16 protein-coding genes are annotated in these 18,269 nt (G+C 72.1%); 5 read left to right on the top strand and 11 right to left on the bottom strand.

Features of this window, described 5'->3' with window-relative positions; genetic code table 11:
• Positions 1-125: 125 nt before the first annotated feature.
• From AB0K35_RS20045 to AB0K35_RS20035, 3 genes are all read right to left on the bottom strand, one after another.
• Positions 126-1,154 carry a 6-phosphofructokinase gene (locus tag AB0K35_RS20045; protein ID WP_091408060.1) on the bottom strand — a complete coding sequence of 343 codons (1,029 nt, stop codon included), beginning with the start codon at positions 1,152-1,154 and terminating at the stop codon, positions 126-128.
• Positions 1,155-1,316: 162 nt separating this feature from the next.
• Positions 1,317-1,820 (bottom strand): pyridoxamine 5'-phosphate oxidase family protein, encoded by a 504-nt coding sequence (locus AB0K35_RS20040; RefSeq protein WP_238667416.1) that lies wholly within the window; start codon positions 1,818-1,820, stop codon positions 1,317-1,319.
• A 78-nt stretch (positions 1,821-1,898) separates the two neighbouring features.
• On the bottom strand, positions 1,899-2,396 hold the full coding sequence (locus AB0K35_RS20035; protein ID WP_091407578.1) for a polyadenylate-specific 3'-exoribonuclease AS: 498 nt from the start codon (positions 2,394-2,396) through the stop codon (positions 1,899-1,901).
• Positions 2,397-2,665: 269 nt separating this feature from the next.
• Between AB0K35_RS20035 and AB0K35_RS20030 the strand changes: the two genes are divergently transcribed.
• The gene (locus tag AB0K35_RS20030) at positions 2,666-3,358 is read left to right on the top strand and encodes a Crp/Fnr family transcriptional regulator (protein WP_091407574.1); all 693 of its coding nucleotides are present in this window, start codon (positions 2,666-2,668) and stop codon (positions 3,356-3,358) included.
• Between the two features lie 186 nt (positions 3,359-3,544).
• Here AB0K35_RS20030 and AB0K35_RS20025 read toward each other — a convergent pair whose 3' ends face one another.
• A complete protein-coding gene (locus AB0K35_RS20025) occupies positions 3,545-3,802 on the bottom strand; it encodes a hypothetical protein (RefSeq protein ID WP_084597913.1) in 258 nt (85 codons plus the stop codon).
• Between the two features lie 131 nt (positions 3,803-3,933).
• Between AB0K35_RS20025 and AB0K35_RS20020 the strand changes: the two genes are divergently transcribed.
• Positions 3,934-7,431 (top strand): adenylate/guanylate cyclase domain-containing protein, encoded by a 3,498-nt coding sequence (locus tag AB0K35_RS20020; protein WP_363886949.1) that lies wholly within the window; start codon positions 3,934-3,936, stop codon positions 7,429-7,431.
• Positions 7,432-7,459: 28 nt separating this feature from the next.
• Here the strand turns inward: AB0K35_RS20020 and AB0K35_RS20015 are convergent, their stop codons facing one another.
• Positions 7,460-8,152, bottom strand: a complete 693-nt coding sequence (locus tag AB0K35_RS20015) for a lysophospholipid acyltransferase family protein (RefSeq protein ID WP_238667417.1) — start codon at positions 8,150-8,152, stop codon at positions 7,460-7,462.
• Positions 8,153-8,477: 325 nt separating this feature from the next.
• Between AB0K35_RS20015 and AB0K35_RS20010 the strand changes: the two genes are divergently transcribed.
• Positions 8,478-9,329, top strand: a complete 852-nt coding sequence (locus AB0K35_RS20010) for a DUF308 domain-containing protein (RefSeq protein WP_238667418.1) — start codon at positions 8,478-8,480, stop codon at positions 9,327-9,329.
• A 159-nt stretch (positions 9,330-9,488) separates the two neighbouring features.
• Positions 9,489-10,985 carry a trehalose-6-phosphate synthase gene (locus tag AB0K35_RS20005; protein WP_363886946.1) on the top strand — a complete coding sequence of 499 codons (1,497 nt, stop codon included), beginning with the start codon at positions 9,489-9,491 and terminating at the stop codon, positions 10,983-10,985.
• Between the two features lie 33 nt (positions 10,986-11,018).
• On the opposite strand, the gene AB0K35_RS20000 is transcribed toward AB0K35_RS20005, so the two are convergent.
• The 6 genes from AB0K35_RS20000 to AB0K35_RS19975 all read right to left on the bottom strand — a co-directional run bounded on the left by AB0K35_RS20000 (position 11,019) and on the right by AB0K35_RS19975 (position 16,333).
• Positions 11,019-11,813, bottom strand: coding sequence for an alpha/beta fold hydrolase (locus tag AB0K35_RS20000; protein ID WP_363886943.1), 795 nt, complete (start codon positions 11,811-11,813; stop codon positions 11,019-11,021).
• Positions 11,814-11,889: 76 nt separating this feature from the next.
• Positions 11,890-13,296 carry an NAD(P)-binding domain-containing protein gene (locus AB0K35_RS19995; RefSeq protein ID WP_357362935.1) on the bottom strand — a complete coding sequence of 469 codons (1,407 nt, stop codon included), beginning with the start codon at positions 13,294-13,296 and terminating at the stop codon, positions 11,890-11,892.
• A 117-nt stretch (positions 13,297-13,413) separates the two neighbouring features.
• A complete protein-coding gene (locus tag AB0K35_RS19990; RefSeq protein ID WP_363886940.1) occupies positions 13,414-14,121 on the bottom strand; it encodes an endonuclease/exonuclease/phosphatase family protein in 708 nt (235 codons plus the stop codon).
• Complete coding sequence (locus tag AB0K35_RS19985; RefSeq protein WP_363886777.1) at positions 14,118-15,065, bottom strand: ROK family glucokinase; 948 nt, start codon at positions 15,063-15,065, stop codon at positions 14,118-14,120. Before AB0K35_RS19985 ends, AB0K35_RS19990 begins: the two co-directional genes overlap by 4 nt.
• Positions 15,066-15,141: 76 nt before the next feature.
• A complete protein-coding gene (locus AB0K35_RS19980) occupies positions 15,142-15,846 on the bottom strand; it encodes a hypothetical protein (RefSeq protein ID WP_363886774.1) in 705 nt (234 codons plus the stop codon).
• Between the two features lie 31 nt (positions 15,847-15,877).
• A complete protein-coding gene (locus AB0K35_RS19975; protein WP_238667422.1) occupies positions 15,878-16,333 on the bottom strand; it encodes an SRPBCC family protein in 456 nt (151 codons plus the stop codon).
• A gap of 119 nt (positions 16,334-16,452) precedes the next feature.
• Between AB0K35_RS19975 and AB0K35_RS19970 the strand changes: the two genes are divergently transcribed.
• A complete protein-coding gene (locus AB0K35_RS19970) occupies positions 16,453-18,267 on the top strand; it encodes a long-chain fatty acid--CoA ligase (protein ID WP_357362940.1) in 1,815 nt (604 codons plus the stop codon).
• Positions 18,268-18,269 lie beyond the last annotated feature (2 nt).

Here is an 18,269-nt window from a genome sequence, read left to right as displayed (position 1 = left end):
ACACCTTTCTGGCCCGCGCCCAACCCCGCCCCGGTCGCCACCCGGGTTGACTTGTCGCCGCTACCCCCCTCGCTTGGGGGCGCGGCGCGCCGGCCCCGCCGGCCCGCCGCGCCGCCGACGATCGATCAGCTGCCGAAGAAGACCTCGGCCTCGGCGTACCGCTCCAGCGGCACGGTCTTCAGCTCGCGGGTGGCCTCGGCGAGGGGCACCCGGACGATGTCGGTGCTCTGCATCGCGACCATCTTGCCCCAGTCGCCGTCGTTGACAGCGTCGATGGCCTGCAGGCCCAGGCGGGTGGCGAGCACCCGGTCGAAGGCGGTCGGGGTGCCACCGCGCTGGATGTGGCCCAGCACCACGGTGCGGGCCTCCTTGCCGGTCTTGGCCTCCAACTGCTCGGCGAGCCACTGGCCGATGCCGCCGAGGCGGACGTGGCCGAACGAGTCGAGCTCCTGGTTGGCGAGCACCATCTGGCCGTCGAGCGGCTGGGCGCCCTCGGCGACCACGACGATCGGGGCGTACTGGTGCTGGAAGCGCTTCTCGACGTAGCCGGCCACCTGGTCGACGTCGAACTGACGCTCGGGCAGCAGGATCACGTTCGCGCCGCCGGCAAGACCGGCGTGCAGGGCGATCCAGCCGGCGTGCCGGCCCATCACCTCGACGACAAGGGTGCGGTGGTGGCTCTCCGCGGTGGTGTGCAGGCGGTCGATGGCCTCCATCGCGATGTTGACAGCGGTGTCGAAGCCGAAGGTGTAGTCGGTGGCACCGAGGTCGTTGTCGATCGTCTTTGGCACGCCGACGACGTGCACGCCCAGCTCGTAGAGCTTGGTGGCCACGCCGAGGGTGTCCTCGCCGCCGATCGCGATCAGCGCGTCGACGCCCTGGGCGGCGAGGTTGTCCTTGATCCGCTCGACGCCGTTCTCGATCTTGAACGGGTTGGTCCGGGACGAGCCGAGGATGGTGCCGCCGCGGGGCAGGATGCCGCGAACGTCGGCGATGTCCAGCGGGCGGGACAGACCCTCGAGCGGGCCCTTCCAGCCGTCCCGGAAGCCCACGAACTCGTGACCGTAAGTGGCGACGCCCTTGCGGACCACCGCCCGGATGACCGCGTTGAGACCGGGGCAGTCGCCGCCGCCGGTGAGCACGCCGATACGCATGATCCGCTCATCCTCCTGGAGCATCAGGTAAAGCCCGATATGCCCCAGGGTATGTGTCAGGTCAGACCATCGGCGCCGTTGCCGGCCCGGGGCGGGCCGTCACTGCGAACTGTAGTCGGCCCGCCAGTACGACGACAGCGCGCCCCGGGCATCCACCCCCGGTCAGTAGGTCACCTCGTGGTTCTCGCCGGCCTTCGGTGGCCGGCCGGTGACCGCGGCCCTCGCGTAGTCGAGCAGGTTCACCACTGTGCTGTTCGGCGAGTCCCAGTACTCGGCGGAGCTGGCGTGCACCTTGATCAGCGTGAGACCGGAGGTGTCCAGCCCGTCGGGGAACCACGCCTTGAGCAGCGGGTTCCACAGCCGCTCGGCCCGAGCCCGGTCGAACCCCTCGGTGGCGGTGCCGGAGATCGACACCCAGGCGTTGTGCCTCTGGTCGGAGAAGGCGACGTTGACCTCCGGGTTCACCCGGATCTGGCGGACCTTGGCCGAGTCGGCGTAGGCGAAGAACCACAGCTCGCCGTCGAACTCGGCCTCCTGGAGCCCCATCGGTCGACTCACCTGCCGCCCGTCCAGGGCAGTGGTGGTGAGCATGCAGATCCGCGCGGCCCGGGCCAGGCCGGTGACCCGGGCGCGTGCCTCCGCAGCACTGCTCGGCTGGTCGCTCATGGCAATCTCCCTCGGCTCGGCTGGTCGAACCGTTGCCCGGGACAGAACCGGTCAAACCTACGGCGGCGCGGCCACCACTCAACGGGCTGTCATCGCCCGCCAGCGGGCCAGATTGTGCCGGGCGTCGACCAGAGCGTCGTGCCGGGCCGCGTCCGCGTCCGGCAGGGGCGGCCGACCCCGGTCGTCCCAGAGCTGCCGCAGCTCCTTGGTGTAGCGGGGAATCTCCCGGGGCAGCGCCGGCATCGCGCCCCAGAGCTGGGCGAGCACCACGTGGTCGTACGCGGCGAACCACGCCCACAGCTCCAACTGCTCCCCCGGCCGGTCCCGGATCGGCTCCATCAGGAAGTCGTACAGGTCGTCGCGGATGCGCTCACGCGAGCGCCAGGCCCGGTCCGCCGGGGAGGGCAGCTTGTCCAGCACGTTGCGTCGAACCCAGGGCACGGCGCGGGAGTCGTCGAACTCGGTGGAGACCGCGTAGAACTCGCGGCCGTACTCGTCGACGACACCGATCGAGACGAGGTCGACTGTCGTGCCGTCCTCGATGAACTCGCAGTCGTAGAAGTAGCGGTAGACCATTCCGGGCATCCTCGCCCACCGCCGGGCGGCCGCGTCCGGCGGGGCCCGCCCGGAGGGCGACCGGGTCACGGCGACACCTCGTGAACGGCGCGTCGCAGCTCGTGACGGTCACGGAAGTGCTTCGAGGGGTGTACAGCAAGCGACCGGACCGTCATGATCTGATGTGTACCGCTACCGGACGCCGAATCGGTGTCAGTTCACCTTGTCGGGGCCCATCAGGTTCGCCCGGTGAGCGAGTTGTGGTCCATGACCGGGGGAGGGGTTGGGCCGTGGAGGTTCGCCTGCCGGAGCCGGGTGACGCGCTCACGGGTGTTGAGATGTTCGCCGGGCTGGAGCCCGAGGTGCGGCAGCGCGTCATCGCTGCCGCCGTTCCGCGCACCTACCGCAAGGGCCAACTGCTCTTCGTGGAGAACGACCCCGGCGAGTCCCTGATCGTGCTGCGCCGCGGCGCGGTGGCGGTCTTCCGCACCGCACCCACCGGCGAGCGGGCAGTGCTGTCGGTTATCCGTCCACCGGACGTGCTCGGTGAGGTCTCCCTGCTCGACGCGTCCACCCGGTCCGCCTCGGCGGAGGCCATCGAGGACTGCGCGGCGCTCGCGCTCTCGCGGGGCGCGTTCATGGAGCTGGTGCACTCCAACCCCCGCATCCTGGACGCGGTGATGCGCTCACTGGGCGGGCTGATCCGCCGGCTCACCGAGCAGAACGCCGACCACGTCTTCCTCGACCTGCCTGGTCGGGTGGCGAAGACGCTGGTGCGGCTGGCCGGCGAGAGCCAGGCGCCGATGATCACGATCGAGCTCAACCAGAGCCAACTGGCCGAGATGGCCGGTGGTTCACGACAGAGCGTCAACCAGGCGATCGGCTCGTTCGCCAGCCGTGGCTGGCTGCGTACCGAGGGCCGCCGGATCGTGGTGACCGACGTGGCAGCGCTGCGCCGCCGCGCCGGCATGGCCGACCGCTGACCGACCGGCCCGCGCCGGCCGTCCCGACGACCCGGTCTCCGGTGTGGACGCCCGTCATCCGTTGCCGGCCAACCCACCCGCGCGCACCGTTGATGCCGGCCGCCACTGGCAACCGGCATCAACGAACGGGCTGGACAGACGGGTGCGGCCGGTGGACCGATGGCCCGCCGACCGCACCCGGGAAAATCAGTTCTCCGTGCTGTCGGCCGGCGGCGCACCCGGCCCCGGCCCGATCTTCTTCGGATCGGTCGGCTTACCAGCCGTGGACGTGCTCGACGAGGTGGTCGTGGTCTCCCCCGACCCGCCCGACTGACCCTCAGGCTCTTCCACCATGCCCTGCTCCTCCAGTTCGGCGAGAGTGACCGCATCGACGTCGATCGTGTCCCCCGGCGCCCACAGCGTGCCACCCGGATCGGTCCACGAGGCGGACAGTCGTACCTGCACGGCACTCTCCCTGACATGAAACTTCCTGGTACGGAACACTAACCCCGACCGATCGATGCCGTTGCCCGTCCGCACGTCGGGTACCCGACTGGGCCGATCGGCCGTGATACTGACCTCTTTCGCCGACGGAGCTGAACATCGACCTCAAGTGTGGACACTGCGCACGCGCGGCCGGGCCGGACGACCGCTTCTGCGGCGGGTGTGGCCAGCCGCTCGGGGTCAACTGTGCGCACTGCGGGCATGCCAACAGCACCGAGGTCAATTTCTGCACCAGCTGCGGTCAACCGCTGCGGGACCACGCCGTCGCGGTGCAGGAGGACCGGCGTCAGGTCAGCGTGCTCTTCGTCGACATAGTGGACTTCACCAGCTACGCGGAGCGGGCCGACCCGGAGCAGGCCCGCGGTCTGCAACAGACCTACTTCGCCACCGTCCGCCGGATCGTGCACCAGTACGGCGGGGTGGTCGAGAAGTACATCGGCGACGCGGCGATGGCGCTGTTCGGCGCGCCGGTGGCCACCGACAACGACGCTCTGCGGTGCGTCCGCGCCGGTCTGGAGCTGCAACGGAGCCTGGCCCGCCAGCCCGCCGGTCCGCAGCCGCCGCTGAGCTTCCGGGTCGGCATCGCGACCGGCGAGGCCCTGGTCGACCTCTCCGCCACCCGCGACGGTGGGCAGGCCTTCGTGACCGGAGACGTCGTCAACACCGCTTCCCGCCTACAGGGGTTCGCCCCGCCGGGCGGTGTCGTCGTCGACGAGAGCACCTGGTCGGCAACCCGACACGAGATGGAGTACGCCGACCAACCACCTGTCACCCTGCGCGGCCGGTCCGCGGTGAGCCGGATCTGGCTGGCCGTCCAGGTGCGACCGCACCGGGACCCGCGCGGCGCCGAACTGACCCCGATGGTGGACCGGGAACACGAGCGCGGCCTGCTGGTCAACGCGCTGCACCGGATGGTGACCGAGCGAACCTCCCAGTTGGTGACGGTGTTCGGCCCGGCCGGTGTGGGCAAGAGCCGGCTGTTGCGCGAACTGGCCCGGCACGCCGGCAGCCTGCCCGGCCCGCCGATCACCTGGCTCGTCGGGCAGTGCCCGCCGTTCGGCGAGAACGTCACCTGGGCCGCCCTGTCCGACATCGTGAAGACCTGGGTGGGCGTGCCGGAGGTCGACGACCCGGTTGCGCTGCGCGAGCGGCTGCGCTCCCGGCTGGGGCAGCTCGCCGACCCGCACGCGACCCGGCTGGCCGAGGCGCTCGGGCCGCTGATCGGCGTACCCGGTGAACGGCTCACCCCCGGCGAGACCGAGGCCGCCTGGCGGCGGTTCCTGCTCGCCCTGGCGACCACCGGCCCGACCGTGCTGGTCTTCGAGGACATGCACTGGGCCGACCAGGCGATGCTCGCCTTCGTCGAGCAGTTGGGCGCGTCGGCGCGCGGCGTACCGCTGCTGGTCGTCGCCACCGCCCGGCCGGAGCTGCGGGAACGACACCCGGCCTGGACCGGCACGATCAGTGGCGCGATGTCCATCTCGGTGCCGCCGATGCACGACACCGACATCGACACGCTCTACTCGCTGCTCCTCGGGCAGGCGACACTGCCCTCCAGCTCGCGTACCCCGTTGATCGAGTTCGCCGACGGCAACCCGCTCTACGCTCAGGAGTACGCCCGGATGCTGCTGGACGGCGGCCTGCTCGACGCTGTCGGTTCGGCCGCCCGACCCGACCTCGACGGTGGCGCGGAGATGCCCCGCACCGTGCAGGCGGTCATCGCCAACCGGCTCGACCTGCTGGACCCTGCCGACCGGGCGGTGCTCCAGGCCGCCGCCGTGGTCGGCGTGGTGTTCTGGGCCGCGCCGGTGGCGATGGCGTTGGGACGGCCGGTGGAGTGGGTGGAGCGTGCGCTGGACCGCCTGCAACGCCGCGACCTGGTGTACGAGCAGAGCACGTCGACGATGCCCGGCCAGCCCGAGTACCGGTTCCGGCACATCCTGGTGCGCGACGTCTGCTACCAGCGGCTGCCCAGGGCCGAACGGGTGCTGCGCCACCAACGCACCGCCGACTGGATGGCACAGCTCACCGACGGCCGGCAGTACGACCTGGCCGAGGTGCTGGCCAACCATCGCTGGGCGGCACACGAGATCGCCCGGACCGTCGGGTTGGACACCGCCCCCTACGCCCCGTCGGCGCGGGCCGCGCTGCACCGGGCGGCCCGCCGCGCGTACGAGCTGCACGCGCTGGACACCGCCGCCGCGCTGGTGGGCCGGGCGCTGGCCCTGGACGTCGGGCCGGACCCGGCGCTGGAGCTGTTCGACGCCGAGCTGGCGTTCTACCGGGACGGGGACGCCTTCCTGGTGGCGGGGGGCACCGACACCCTGACCCGGCTGGCCGGGCGGCTCACCACGAGCGGCGACCGGACGGGGGCGGCGCGTGCCTGGACGCTGCTCGCCACCGCCGCCTGGAGTCGGGCCGACCGCTCGACGACGCTGCACTGCCTGGACCAGGCGATCGGCATCTACGGCGACCTGCCGGACAGTCAGGAGAAGGCGGGGGCCCTGCTGGAGCTGGCCCGGGTGCACATGCTCAACGCGGAGACCGAGCCGGCGTGCACGGCGGCGCGGGCGGCGGCGTCCCTGGCCGAGCGGCTCCAGCTGCGCGAGGTCCAGGCCAACGCGCGGATCACCCTGGCCGTGGCGCGCTACCTGGCCGGCTCCGCCGAGGCGTTCCCGGAGCTGGCGGAGGTGACCGAGCACTGCCGGGTGGAGCGGCTGACCAGTCGACGCCGGGCGGTGCAGAACCTGGCCTGGGCGTTGCAGGAGGAGGGCGACCTGGCCGGCTCGGCCCGGTTGGTCGACGAGCAGCTCACCCTCGACCTGGGCGGTGAGCACAGCCTCGCCACCAGCTTCGCCGACCAGTGGGCGCGGTCGTACTACGCGGGTGACTGGACGGCGGCGCTGGCGATGGCGGCTGAGTCGACCCGACGGCCGACCGCGGAGTGGGATCTGCACATCGTGGCGGTCTCGGGTTGGATGCGCGGGCTGGCCGGAGCCGAGCTGGTCGGACCCGACGGGCCCGACGAAACTGCGGGGTCGGACGCAACGGGTGGGGATCTGGTCGAGCAGGCGCTGGTCGCGGCGCGGCGCACCGGATTCCACCGGGTGCTGCGCTCCACCCTGGCGCACGCCGCTCTCTGTCGGGCGGTGCAGGGCCGCCGCGCCGAGGCGATGGCGCTGCTCACCGAGTTGGACGAGGACTGGCAACGGACCCGGATGATTCCGTTCGCGGAGTGGGTGCCGGCCGTCGGGCACGTCGCCGGGGTGCTCGGCGCGGACGCGGCCCGGCTGGTCCGGAAACTGCTCGACCGGGCGCCCCGGATGACCCCGTGGGCTCACGCGGCCGGTCAGGTCGCCGACGCCACGTTGGCCCGGCACGCCGGGGACGCCTCGACAGCGGCGAACCTGTTGCGCTCGGCGGCGGCGAGCTACGCCCGGATGACCGACGTGACCGACGAGGTCATCACGCTGGCGCTGGCCGTCGGCCCGCTGGCCGAGACCGACCCACAGGCCGCCGCGGCGACCCGCGCCCGCCTGCACGACTTCGCCACCCACCACCACGCCCCCGCCCTGCTCCACCTGCCCTGAGCACCGAGCGGGCCGGCACGGCGACGACTCAGGCGGCCAGCGGCGTCGGGACGGGCTGCTTGAGCTTCTGGGCGTAGACGTCGACGTACTCCCGACCGGAGAGCTCCATCAACTCGTACATGATCTCGTCGGTGACAGCGCGCTCGACGAACCGGTCGCCGGCCAGCCCGGCGTAGCGGGAGAAGTCCAGCGGCGCCCCGAAGCGGATCCTCACCCGGTCGATCCTGGGGATGAGCTTGCCCGGCGGCTGGATCTCGTCGGCGTTGAGCATCGCCACCGGCACCACCACCGCGCCGCTCTCCAGGGCGAGCCGGGCCACCCCGGTCTTGCCCCGGTAGAGCCGCCCGTCCGGGGAGCGGGTGCCCTCGGGGTAGATGCCGGCCACTCCCCCGGCCCGCAGCACCTGCAACTGGGTGTCCAGGGCGGCGCGGGCGGCCCGGCCACCGGAGCGGTCCACCGGAATCGTGCCGGTGCCGACGAAGAACATCCTGGTCAGCCAGCCCTTGATTCCCTTGCCGGTGAAGTACTCGGCCTTGGCGACGAAGGTGACCTTCCGGGCGGTGATCAACGGCGTGAAGATCGAGTCGGAGAAGGAGAGGTGGTTGCTCGCGAGGATCACCGGACCGGTCGCCGGCACGTTGCGCAGGCCCTCCACCTGCGGGCGGAAGATCAGCTTGAGCAGCGGACCGAGGATGACGTACTTCAGCAGCCAGTAGAGCACCGGCGTCCTTTCCCGTGGTGTGCCCGCGACAGCGCCAGCCGTCGTCGCCGCCGAGCCTACGAAGCGAGCGCTCTCACCACAACGGACGACGTTCGGGGGCTGAGGCATCGACCCTTCCCGCGATCACCGAGATCGCACTTGTCGCGCAAGAACGGACAAAGGAGCCCCGCCGCGACCTGCGGGAGCAGCCGTGACTTTGGAAGACGCGACACAACGCACTCCCGGAACCATGCCCTGACGTGTCACGATTCAGAGCACGGCGTGCGGACTGGCGCCGAAGGGCAGCGGTGGCCGCGCCGGAAGGCGCGTTAAGGGGGATGTCCGGGTGTCAGCGGGTGGGGCCCGCCGGGGACGGCGGGACAACGGGCTCGACGCGAACGAGTACGCCGTCGTCGGCGATGTCGATCCGCGCGTCGGTGAGCACCTGCTCGACGTGCTGGCCGCCGGTGGGATCGCCGCCTACCTCCAGCCCTCCGCCGACCTCAACCCGGTCACCCGCACCACCACGGTGCCGGCCCGGCCGGTCGACAGGCTCTACGTCGACCGCTCGCACCTGACCACCGCACGGGACTACCTCACCCAGCTCGCCGACGAGACCGCTCCGGAGCAGCCGCCGGCTCGCGACGAACCGGACATCGACGCCGAGTGGGCGCGGATCGTGGCGGGTTTCCACACCACCTCCACGCCCGGTGACCACCCGTGGCCGGCCTCGGAGGACGTGGACGAACGGGACAGCCGGGACGAGCCGACCTCCGGGCCGCTGGCCCGCTCCGGCACCGACGAACCCGGTCCGACCGCCACCGACGTTCGCCGGCTGCCGTCCGCGACGGACATCTCCGGGATTTCCGTCGGGCGCGGCACCCGACCGGACGAGCCGTCGTTGCTGGACGGGCTGGACACCTTCGGCGCCGACCTGCCCGACGACGAGGACGACGAGGGCTACCACCCGCCGCCACCGCCGCCGCTGCCGCGGGTCAGCAAGTACGCGGTGATCGGCGTGCTCGGGGTGGTCGTCGGGTTCGTGCTGTTCCTCTTCCCGTGGCTGCTCCCGATCGACCGCTCTGCGGTCACGCTGTTCGGCTTCACCGGCATCCTGGCCGGTTTCGTCACGCTGATCTGGCGGCTGCGTCCCGGCGACGAGGAAGACGACGACCCGGACAACGGCGCCGTCGTCTGACGGTCGGCCCGCATCCCGGGACAGCAGCGCCCCGCCGGGTGCGTAACAGTGGTGTAACTTACTGTCAGTAGGAATACCGCTGTACGTCACTTCCCCCGCTGACTGACCGGTTTTTCCTTGCTCGCGGCGGTCAGTCCTCTGCTGATCGGAATGCCCGAGATGCGACAGAGTTCTCTCGTGGTGGTGGCCAACCGCCTCCCCATCGACGACAACCAGGCCCCGGACGGGGCCTGCGAGTGGCGGCGCAGCCCGGGCGGGTTGGTCAGCGCGCTGCACCCGCTCCTGCGGCACACCCCGGCGACCTGGGTCGGCTGGGCCGGTGGCACCGGGCCGGCCCCCGCCCTGCCGGACGTCGACGGCGTGCGGATGCACACCGTCGCGCTCAGCCCGGAAGACCTGCGCGACCACTACGAGGGGTTCGCCAACGCCACCCTCTGGCCGCTCTACCACGACTCCGTGGAACAGCCACAGCACCACCGCCGGTGGTGGGAGGCGTACCAGCGGGTCAACCAGCGCTTCGCCGAGGCGACAGCGGAGGTGGCCGAGCCGGGCGCCGTGGTCTGGGTGCAGGATTACCACCTGCAACTGGTCCCCGGTCTGCTGCGCGCGCTCCGCCCGGACCTGCGCATCGGGTTCTTCCTGCACGTGCCGTTCCCGCCACCGGAGCTGTTCATGCAACTGCCCCGCCGGGCCGAACTGCTGCGCGGCATGCTCGGCGCCGACCTGGTCGGCTTCCAGCGGGTGCAGGCGGCGCACAACTTCGCCCAGTTGGTGACCCGGGTGCTGGAGCTGCCGGCCACCGACCGGCGGATCGGCATCGACGACCGGGTCGTCCGCATCGGCGCGTTCCCGGTCTCCATCGACACCGCCGAGATGGCAGCGCTCGCCGACCGCCCGGACGTGGCCGCCCGGGCCCACCGGCTCCGTCAGGACCTCGGCGATCCCCGGCAGGTGGTCCTCAGCGTGGACCGGATGGACTACACAAAGGGCATCGAGCAGCGCCTCAAGGCGTACAGCGAGTTGCTCGCCAGCGGTGACGTCAAGGTCCGCGACACGGTGCTGGTGCAGGTCGCCATGCCGAGCCGGGAACGTGTCGGCCAGTACCAGATCCTGCGCGAGCGCATCGAACGCGAGGTCGGCCGGATCAACGGCGAGTTCGGCCGGGTCGGTGAGCCCGCGATCCACTACCTCACCCAGCCCTTCGACCGGGCCGAGCTGGCCGCGCTCTACCGGGTCGCCGACGTGATGGCGGTGACCCCGTTGCGCGACGGAATGAACCTGGTCGCCAAGGAGTACGTTGCCGCGCGGGTCGACAACACCGGCGCACTGCTGCTCAGCGAGTTCGCCGGCACCGCCGCCGAACTGTCCCAGGCGTACCTGGTCAACCCGCACGACCTGGAAGGGCTCAAGCAGGGCCTGCGCGCGGCGCTGCGGGCCGACCCGGCCGACACCACCCAGCGGATGCGGGCCATGCGCGCCCACCTGCACCAACACGACATCCGGGCCTGGGCCCGCTCCTACCTGCGTGCCCTGGACGAGGGCGGCAGCCTGATCAGTCGCCTGGCCGGCACCGACACCGGCTCCGACGGCGCGGCTCGGGTGCCCCGGCCGGCCACCCCGGCCGGCAGCCCGGCCGTCCACCCGGCCGGCGGCTGAGCGCCGACGGCTGAGCTCCGACGGCCTGGCCTCTCAGCGCGTCACCGGCTCCTTCTCCAGCCAGTCCAGGATCGCGTCGATCGGCTCCGCCCACCGCGCGTCCAGCATCAGGTCGTGGCCCATTCCGGGAAAGAGCAGCGGGGCCGACCCGTACCGGCGGGCCACCCGGGTCAATGTCGACGCCGGCACCACCCGGTCGTCCGGGCTGCCCAGCACCAACACCGGGGGCGAGCCCACGGCCGGCTCGGCCTCCGGCTCGCCCAGCAGCGCCCACTGGGCCCGCCGACCCGCCCGACCGAGGCGTCCGACATACCGCCGGGCCTCCTCGTCGGGCAACTCGCGGCTGAACAGCTGCCCCCGGTTGAGCCGCAACGGCCCACCGAACACCGCCGGCAACGTGCCCGCCGGGTTGCGACGCAACGCCGCGCCCAGCACCCCCCAGCCGCCGAAGACCGGAGCCACCAGCACCGCGCCCCGCGCCGGGTAGCGGGCCAACGCGTGTGCCACCACCAGGGCCCCGGCGCCGTGCCCCACCAGCACCGCCTGCCGCGGCAGGCTCGCGGCCACCTGGACCACGTCGTGGGCGTACGCCCGCAGCGTCGCATCCGGCGCCGGCTCGCTGCCACCGTGCCCGCGCAGGCTCACCGCGTACGCCGGGAACCCGCGCGACGCCACGTGACCCAACCAGTGCTCGGCGAACGCCCACGCGCCGTGCCCGAACCCGGGGACGAACAGCAGCGGCGGCCGCCCCTCCTCCAGCTCGGGGACCGCGCTGAGCACCTCCCGCCGGGCCGGCCGTACCGGCCGGGACCACTCCCGGCCCCGCATGATCCGCAGCTCGCTCGCGCTCACGGTGCCAACCTTTCGTTCGCGACTGCGGTGCTCGCGAGCTCACTCCTCGCGCTCACTTGCCCTCCAGCTCGACCAGTGCGCGTTGGATGGCGCGCAGGTAGTCGGCGTGCCCGACCTCGAACCAGTGCCGGCTGCTGTCCTTGACCGGCCCGGAGTACCGCTCCCCCGCCCGCTCCCGCACCCGAGACGCGAACGCGGTGGCCCGTTCCGGCCGGTCCCGGCGGGCCTGGAGCAGCCTGGCGAAGAGCACCGTCTGCCAGTGCGACAGGGTGAACAACCCGGAGTCAGGTTGCAGCAGGCCGGCGACGGCCAGGGTCGGATGCCCCGGGGTGAACGCGTTGAGCCACAGCGTGGGCCGGCCCGTGCCCGCGCTGTCGGAGAACACCGACGCGTCGAGGAACTCGAAGCGCGGCAGGTAACCGGTGGCGAAGACGACCACCTCGGGGTCGATCTCGCGGCCGTCGGCCAACTCCACCGCGTACGGGTGGAACCGGGCGACGTCCGGCACCGGGCCGATTCCGCCGTGGCCCACGTAGTAGACGAGCTGACTGTTCGCGATCGGGTGCGTCTCGTACACCCGGTGGTCGGGCTTGGGCAGGCCAAAGCGGGTCAGGTCGCCGACGGTCAGCCGCAGCGTCCAGTGGTAGAGCCACTGCCGCACCCGCAGCGGCACCCGCAGCGCCAAGAGGCTGTCGTTCACCTGGTCGGCGGGGCGACCGAGCACGTACTTCGGCGCGTACCAGTAGCCCCGCCGGGTGGAGTGCCAGCAGCGCGACGCCTGCTGGGCGGCCTCCACGGCGATGTCGCAGCCGGTGTTGCCGGCACCGACCACTAGCACCCGCTTGCCGCGCAGCTGCGCCGGGTCCTTGTAGGACGAGGCGTGCATGATCTCGCCGCGGAACTCCTCCAGGCCCTCGTAGCGGGGCAGCTTCGGCGACCAGTTGTGGCCGTTGGCGATCACCACGGCGGCGTACCGGGCGGTGCGCTCGGGGCCGTACCCGCCGGTGGAGCGGGTGGTCACGTCCCACCGGTCTCCGTCGACGGGCTGGACCCGGATCACCTCGGTGCCGAACCAGATGTGCGAACGCAGGTCGAAGTGGTCGGCGTACCGCTCGAAGTAGGACAGCAGCTGACCGTGGTGCGGGTAGTCCGGCCAGGAGTCCGGCATCGGGAAGTCGGGGAACTGGGTGAACGGCTTCGACGAGATCAGGTGGGTGCTGGCGTACACCGGGCTGCGGTCGTGCCGCCAGTTCCAGGCGCCGCCGACGCCCGTCTCCCGCTCGTAGCAGTCCACGCCGAACCCGTGCTCACGCAGGTTCTTGATGGCCGTCAGGCCGCTGGCCCCGGCCCCGATGACGCAGACCGTGTCGCCCCGGTCGGAGACCGGGCGGCCGTCGCTGTTCGCCGCGGGCGAGGTCGCCTCCGGGTCGGGCCGGCCGTGGTCGGTGGAGGTGGACACCGGGGACATCTCCTTTTGGTACGGCAGGCGTGCCGGTCGCCGCGAAATCCTCTCCACAACCGGGCCGGATGTCCAGTCCTGAGCCGGACGCGCCGACGGTCGAGCCGGGGTCGGGGGTCAGCCGGTGGTGGGTAGCAGCAGGTCGACCAGGACCGGGAAGTGGTCGCTGGCCCGGCGGGTCTGCGGGGTGTCCACCACGTCGTAGTCCACCACTGTGATCCGCCGGTCGACGAAGAGCGCGTCGATGCGTCGGCGCGGGTCGGCGCAGGAGTAGGTGAGCCGTTCGGCCCGGTCGGCCGCCACCGCCGCGTCGGTCAACCCGCGCGACACGGTGGCCCAGGCGGGCCCGTCCGGCCCCTCGTTGAGGTCCGCCCCGGCCAGCACCGGGCTGGTCGCCGCGTCCAGGCCACGCTTGAACTCGGTGGCCTGGGAGGGCCGCTCGGCCGGGTCGGTGGACAGGTGCGACCCGGCGAGTGTGAACCGGGCGTCACCGATCCGGCAGTCGGCGTACGCAGCGCCGCGCAGGTGCCGGCCGGGGGTCAGCGGAAAGCGCTGGCAACGGGTGCCCAGCACCTGGACCCGCAGGCTGGTCAGGAGCAGGTTGCCCAGGGCGGGCAGCCCACCGGCGGCCACCACCAGACCGAACGACTCGGCCAACGTGGCGGACTTCTGCCGCCACCGGAACCGGCGCGGCCCCTCCTGCACGATCACCACGTCCGGCGTCGCGGCCCGGACCACCGCCGCCAGCGCGGCGGTGTCGTCGCGCTGGCTGTGGATGTTGTACGACACCGCGCGCAGCGGCACGCCCATCCCGGACCGCCTCAGATCCGGCGGGCCAGGTCAGCGGCGCCAATCACCCCGGCGCTGTTGCCCAGCTCCGCCGGGAGCACCTCGGCCACCGGCAGGCGACCGCGCTGGGCGAGCGCGTCGAGGTACGAGCGGCGGGTGGGGCCGAGGAGCAGGTCACCGGCGTCGATCACGCCTCCGCCGACCACCAGGGTCTGCGGGTCGAGGATCTGCGCCATGTCGGCGAGGCTGGTGCCCAGCCACCGGCCGATCTGGGCGAACGCCTCGGCGGAGACCGGGTCGCCGCCCTGCGCGGCGGCGGTCACCATCGGGCCGGTGATCGCCTCGGCCTCCCCGCCGGCCAGCTTCAGCAGTGCGGTGGCCCGGTCGGGCTCCTGCCGGGCGCCGGCCCGGGCGAACCGCACCAGGGCGCTGCCGCTGGCGTACTGCTCGATGCAGCCCAGCCGGCCGCACCCGCACTGGTGCCCGTCCGGCACGGCCAGCATGTGGCCCAACTCGGCGGCGATGCCGTGCGCGCCGCGCATCAGGTCGCCACCGAGGACGATGCCGCCGCCCACACCGGTGCCGATGGTGAACATGATCATCGAGTCGTCGGCGTCGCGGGCCGCGCCGTAGCGGAACTCGGCCCACGCGGCGACGTTCCCGTCGTTCTCCACGATCACCGGCAGCCCGACGGCCTCGCTGACGTACTCGCGCAGCGGTTCGTCACGCCAGGCCAGGTTGGGGGCGAAGAGCACTGTCGAACGGCTGGCGTCGATCCAACCGGCCGCGCCGATGCCGACGGCCTCGATGGTCCGCCCGGCAGCCAGCTCGCCGACCAACTCGATGATGACGTCGCGGGTCTTCGCCACGTCATCGGCGGGAGTGTCCCGTCGGGTCTGCACGAGGACCGTGCCGGTGTCGTCCACGACACCGCCGGCCACCTTCGTGCCACCGACGTCGACTCCGATGGTCAGCGTCACCGCTACCGCCCCCCTCTGCTGTGCTGTCCGGCCCAGGTTCCGGCACAGTGCCGGTCCGGGTCGGAAGGTCCCGCGCTCAGGCGCCGTCGCCCGATGCTTCCGCGTCGGCGTCATCGGGCACCCGCGAGGCGGGCACCACGGGACGGGTGGTCGGTGCCGGTACGGTCGCCGTCCCGGCCTCGTCGACGGGTGGTGCGGCGGCCGGGGCGAGTGGGTCCGCCGTCCGGGTGGCGACCGACCAGACATCCCGCTCCGGCGCCGGCTGAGAATCATGCCCGGTACGGGTGGCATCGCGCCACACGTGGTCGTCGACTGTCGCGGTGGGCGGGGCGCTCGGGGGTGGTTCGGGGAGCACGTCGTCGGTGCTCGCGGCGGGTGCCGGCGAGGGCGGGCTGGTCTGCTCGGCGGCCGGCTCGGCGGGGCTCGGCGCGGCCGGTTCCGTCGGGGAGAACGCGCGGAGCAGGCTGGCGACGCCCGCGGCGAGGTCTCCGGCGCCGGTAGCGAGCCGCTCGGCGAATTCCGGACTCGGGTCCCGCAACGCGGCGATGCCCCGACAGACCGGACAGACGCAGCATTCGGCCGAACCGGTGGCGAAAGCACCACCGGCGCCGGGGCGGGCGTCCGGCCCGGCGCTGTGACCGAGGACACCGGACAGCATCCCGCCCAACGAGCCGAGCGCGCCGCCCGCCGAGCCGGCGGAGGCCAGTCGCGCCCCCGCCAGCAGGGTGGCGACCAGCCGCTCCGCCTCTTCCCGGGCCGAACCCGGATCCGTTCCGCCCACCGTCGGCTCCTCTACCGTGCCACCGGACACGTCACTGCGCCGCACCGGTTGCTTCTACCCGGCGCTTGAGCTGCTTCAACGCGGTGTCCATGATCATCTTCTCGGCTTTGCGCCGAAACATCCCGAGCATGCCGACCGACAGGTCGACCTCCAGCGTGTAGGTCACCGTCGTGCTGCCGTCCTGGTTACCCACCAGGTCGTACGAACCACGCTGGGCCTTCTGCATCTTCGACGGGGCGACCAGGTGCCACTCGATCCGGGACAGGTCCTCGGCGTACTCGTAGGCGAGCACGTACTCGTCGGCCATCACCCCGGCGTCGATGGTGAATCGCACCTGACTGGCGTAGCCGTCCTCGTACTCCTCGACGACCTCGGCGCGGCGCACCGCCTCGGTCCACTCCGGGTAGCGCGCGAAGTCGCAGATGACCGCCGTCACCCGATCCGGTGCGGCGCCGATGATGATCGACTGGGTGGAGGAGTCCGCCATGGGGGGAGGCTACCCGCCTCCTGGTTGTCTCACCCCGACCGCCCGCCGGGTAGGTTTCGACACATGCCGACGCCCACGGCGGCGGCCAGCCCGACCAGTGCGAGCACGAAGGAGTGCAGGTGCGCGAGTTTTCCGTCCCGCCGATCGTCACCGTTGGCGACGCGGCCAACCTCACCGATCCGGTCTGGGACAACGCCGAAGTCGCGCCCGACACCGTCCAGTTCGCCCGCCCCACTCCACGCACCGACGGCACCGTCACCGAATGGACCGAGGTGACCTGCCTCCAGTTCCGCGACGAGGTGGCCGCCGTGGCCCGCGGGCTGATCGCCGCCGGCATCGAGCCCGGCGTCCGGGTCGGGCTGATGAGCCGCACCCGCTACGAGTGGACGCTGCTGGACTACGCCATCTGGACCGTCGGCGCGGTGACCGTACCGATCTACGAGACGTCCAGCGCCGAGCAGGCCGCGTGGATCCTCGAGGACTCCAACGCGGTCGCCGTCGTGGTGGAGAGCGAGGCGCACGCCGCACTGGTCGCCGGTGTCCGGCACCGGCTGCCCGACCTGAGCCAGGTCTGGCAGATCGACAGCGGCGGCGTCGACGAGCTGGTCAGCACCGGCGCCGCGATCGAGCTGGCCGAGGTCGAGCAGCGGCGCAAGGCCGTCCGCGCCGACGACCTGGCCACGATCATCTACACCAGCGGCACCACCGGCCGGCCCAAGGGCTGCGTGCTCACCCACCGCAACATGTACGCCGACATCGCCAACGCGGTGCCGGTGCTGCCGAACCTGTTCAACGCCGGCGCGAGCACCCTGCTCTTCCTCCCGCTGGCGCACGCCTTCGCCCGACTCATCCAGATCGGCGTCGTGCAGGCGCGGGCCACCATGGCGCACTGCGCCGACACCAAGAACCTGGTCGCCGAGCTGCAGGCGTTCCGACCCACCTTCGTGCTCTCCGTACCCCGGGTCTTCGAGAAGGTCTACAACGCCGCCAAGCAGAAGGCCGAGGCGGACGGCAAGGGCGGCGTCTTCGCCCGCGCCGAGCAGGTCGCCATCGCGTACAGCGAGGCGCTGGAGACCCCGGGCGGACCGGGCCTGGCGCTGCGCGCCCAGCACGTGGTCTTCGACCGGCTGGTCTACCGCAAGCTGCGCGCCGCGCTCGGCGGCCGGTGCCGGGACGCGATCTCCGGCGGCGCACCGCTCGGCGCCCGGCTCGGCCACTTCTTCCGGGGCATCGGCGTGACGGTCCTGGAGGGCTACGGCCTCACCGAGACCTCGCCCGCCGCCGCCGCGAACCTGCCCAGCGGCACCCGGATGGGCAGCGTCGGCCGTCCGCTGCCCGGTGTGACGGTGCGGATCGAGGACGACGGCGAGATCCTGATCTCCGGTGCGCTGATCTTCCAGGGTTACTGGCGCAACGAGACAGCGACCGCCGAGACGATCAGCGCCGACGGCTGGTTCCGCACCGGTGACCTGGGCCAGCTCGACTCCGACGGCTACCTGAGCATCACCGGCCGCAAGAAGGAGCTGATCGTCACCGCCGGTGGCAAGAACGTCGCCCCGGCGGTACTGGAGGACCTGGTCCGGGCGCACCCGTTGATCAGCCAGTGTGTCGTGGTCGGCGACCGGAAGCCGTTCATCGCGGCCCTGGTCACCGTCGACGAGGAGGCGCTGCCGACCTGGCTGGAGAGCGCCGGGATGCCCCTCGACACCCCTGTCGAGCAGCTACGCGAGCACGAGAGCCTCCGCAAGGAGATCCAGGCCGCGATCGACGCCGCGAACCAGGCCGTGTCGAAGGCCGAGGCGATCAAGGTGTTCCGGGTCCTGCCCCGCGACTTCACCGAGTCGACCGGCGAGCTGACCCCGTCGCTCAAGGTCAAGCGCCAGGTTGTCCACAAGACGTACGCGGCGGAGATCGCCGATATCTACCGAGGCTGACT

Origin of the sequence: Micromonospora sp. NPDC053740, from assembly GCF_040677775.1 — a bacterium.
GTDB lineage: Bacteria > Actinomycetota > Actinomycetes > Mycobacteriales > Micromonosporaceae > Micromonospora > Micromonospora alfalfae.
This window is presented reverse-complemented; position numbering and strand designations above follow the sequence as displayed.

Excerpts from the sequence above, each read along its gene's own strand:
- AB0K35_RS20045 (WP_091408060.1), bottom strand. The coding sequence starts at position 1,154 with ATGCGTATCGGCGTGCTCACCGGCGGCGGCGACTGCCCCGGTCTCAAC.
- AB0K35_RS20040 (WP_238667416.1), bottom strand. The coding sequence starts at position 1,820 with ATGAGCGACCAGCCGAGCAGTGCTGCGGAGGCACGCGCCCGGGTCACC.
- AB0K35_RS20035 (WP_091407578.1), bottom strand. The coding sequence starts at position 2,396 with ATGGTCTACCGCTACTTCTACGACTGCGAGTTCATCGAGGACGGCACG.
- AB0K35_RS20005 (WP_363886946.1), top strand. The coding sequence starts at position 9,489 with ATGCGACAGAGTTCTCTCGTGGTGGTGGCCAACCGCCTCCCCATCGAC.
- AB0K35_RS20000 (WP_363886943.1), bottom strand. The coding sequence starts at position 11,813 with ATGCGGGGCCGGGAGTGGTCCCGGCCGGTACGGCCGGCCCGGCGGGAG.
- AB0K35_RS19975 (WP_238667422.1), bottom strand. The coding sequence starts at position 16,333 with ATGGCGGACTCCTCCACCCAGTCGATCATCATCGGCGCCGCACCGGAT.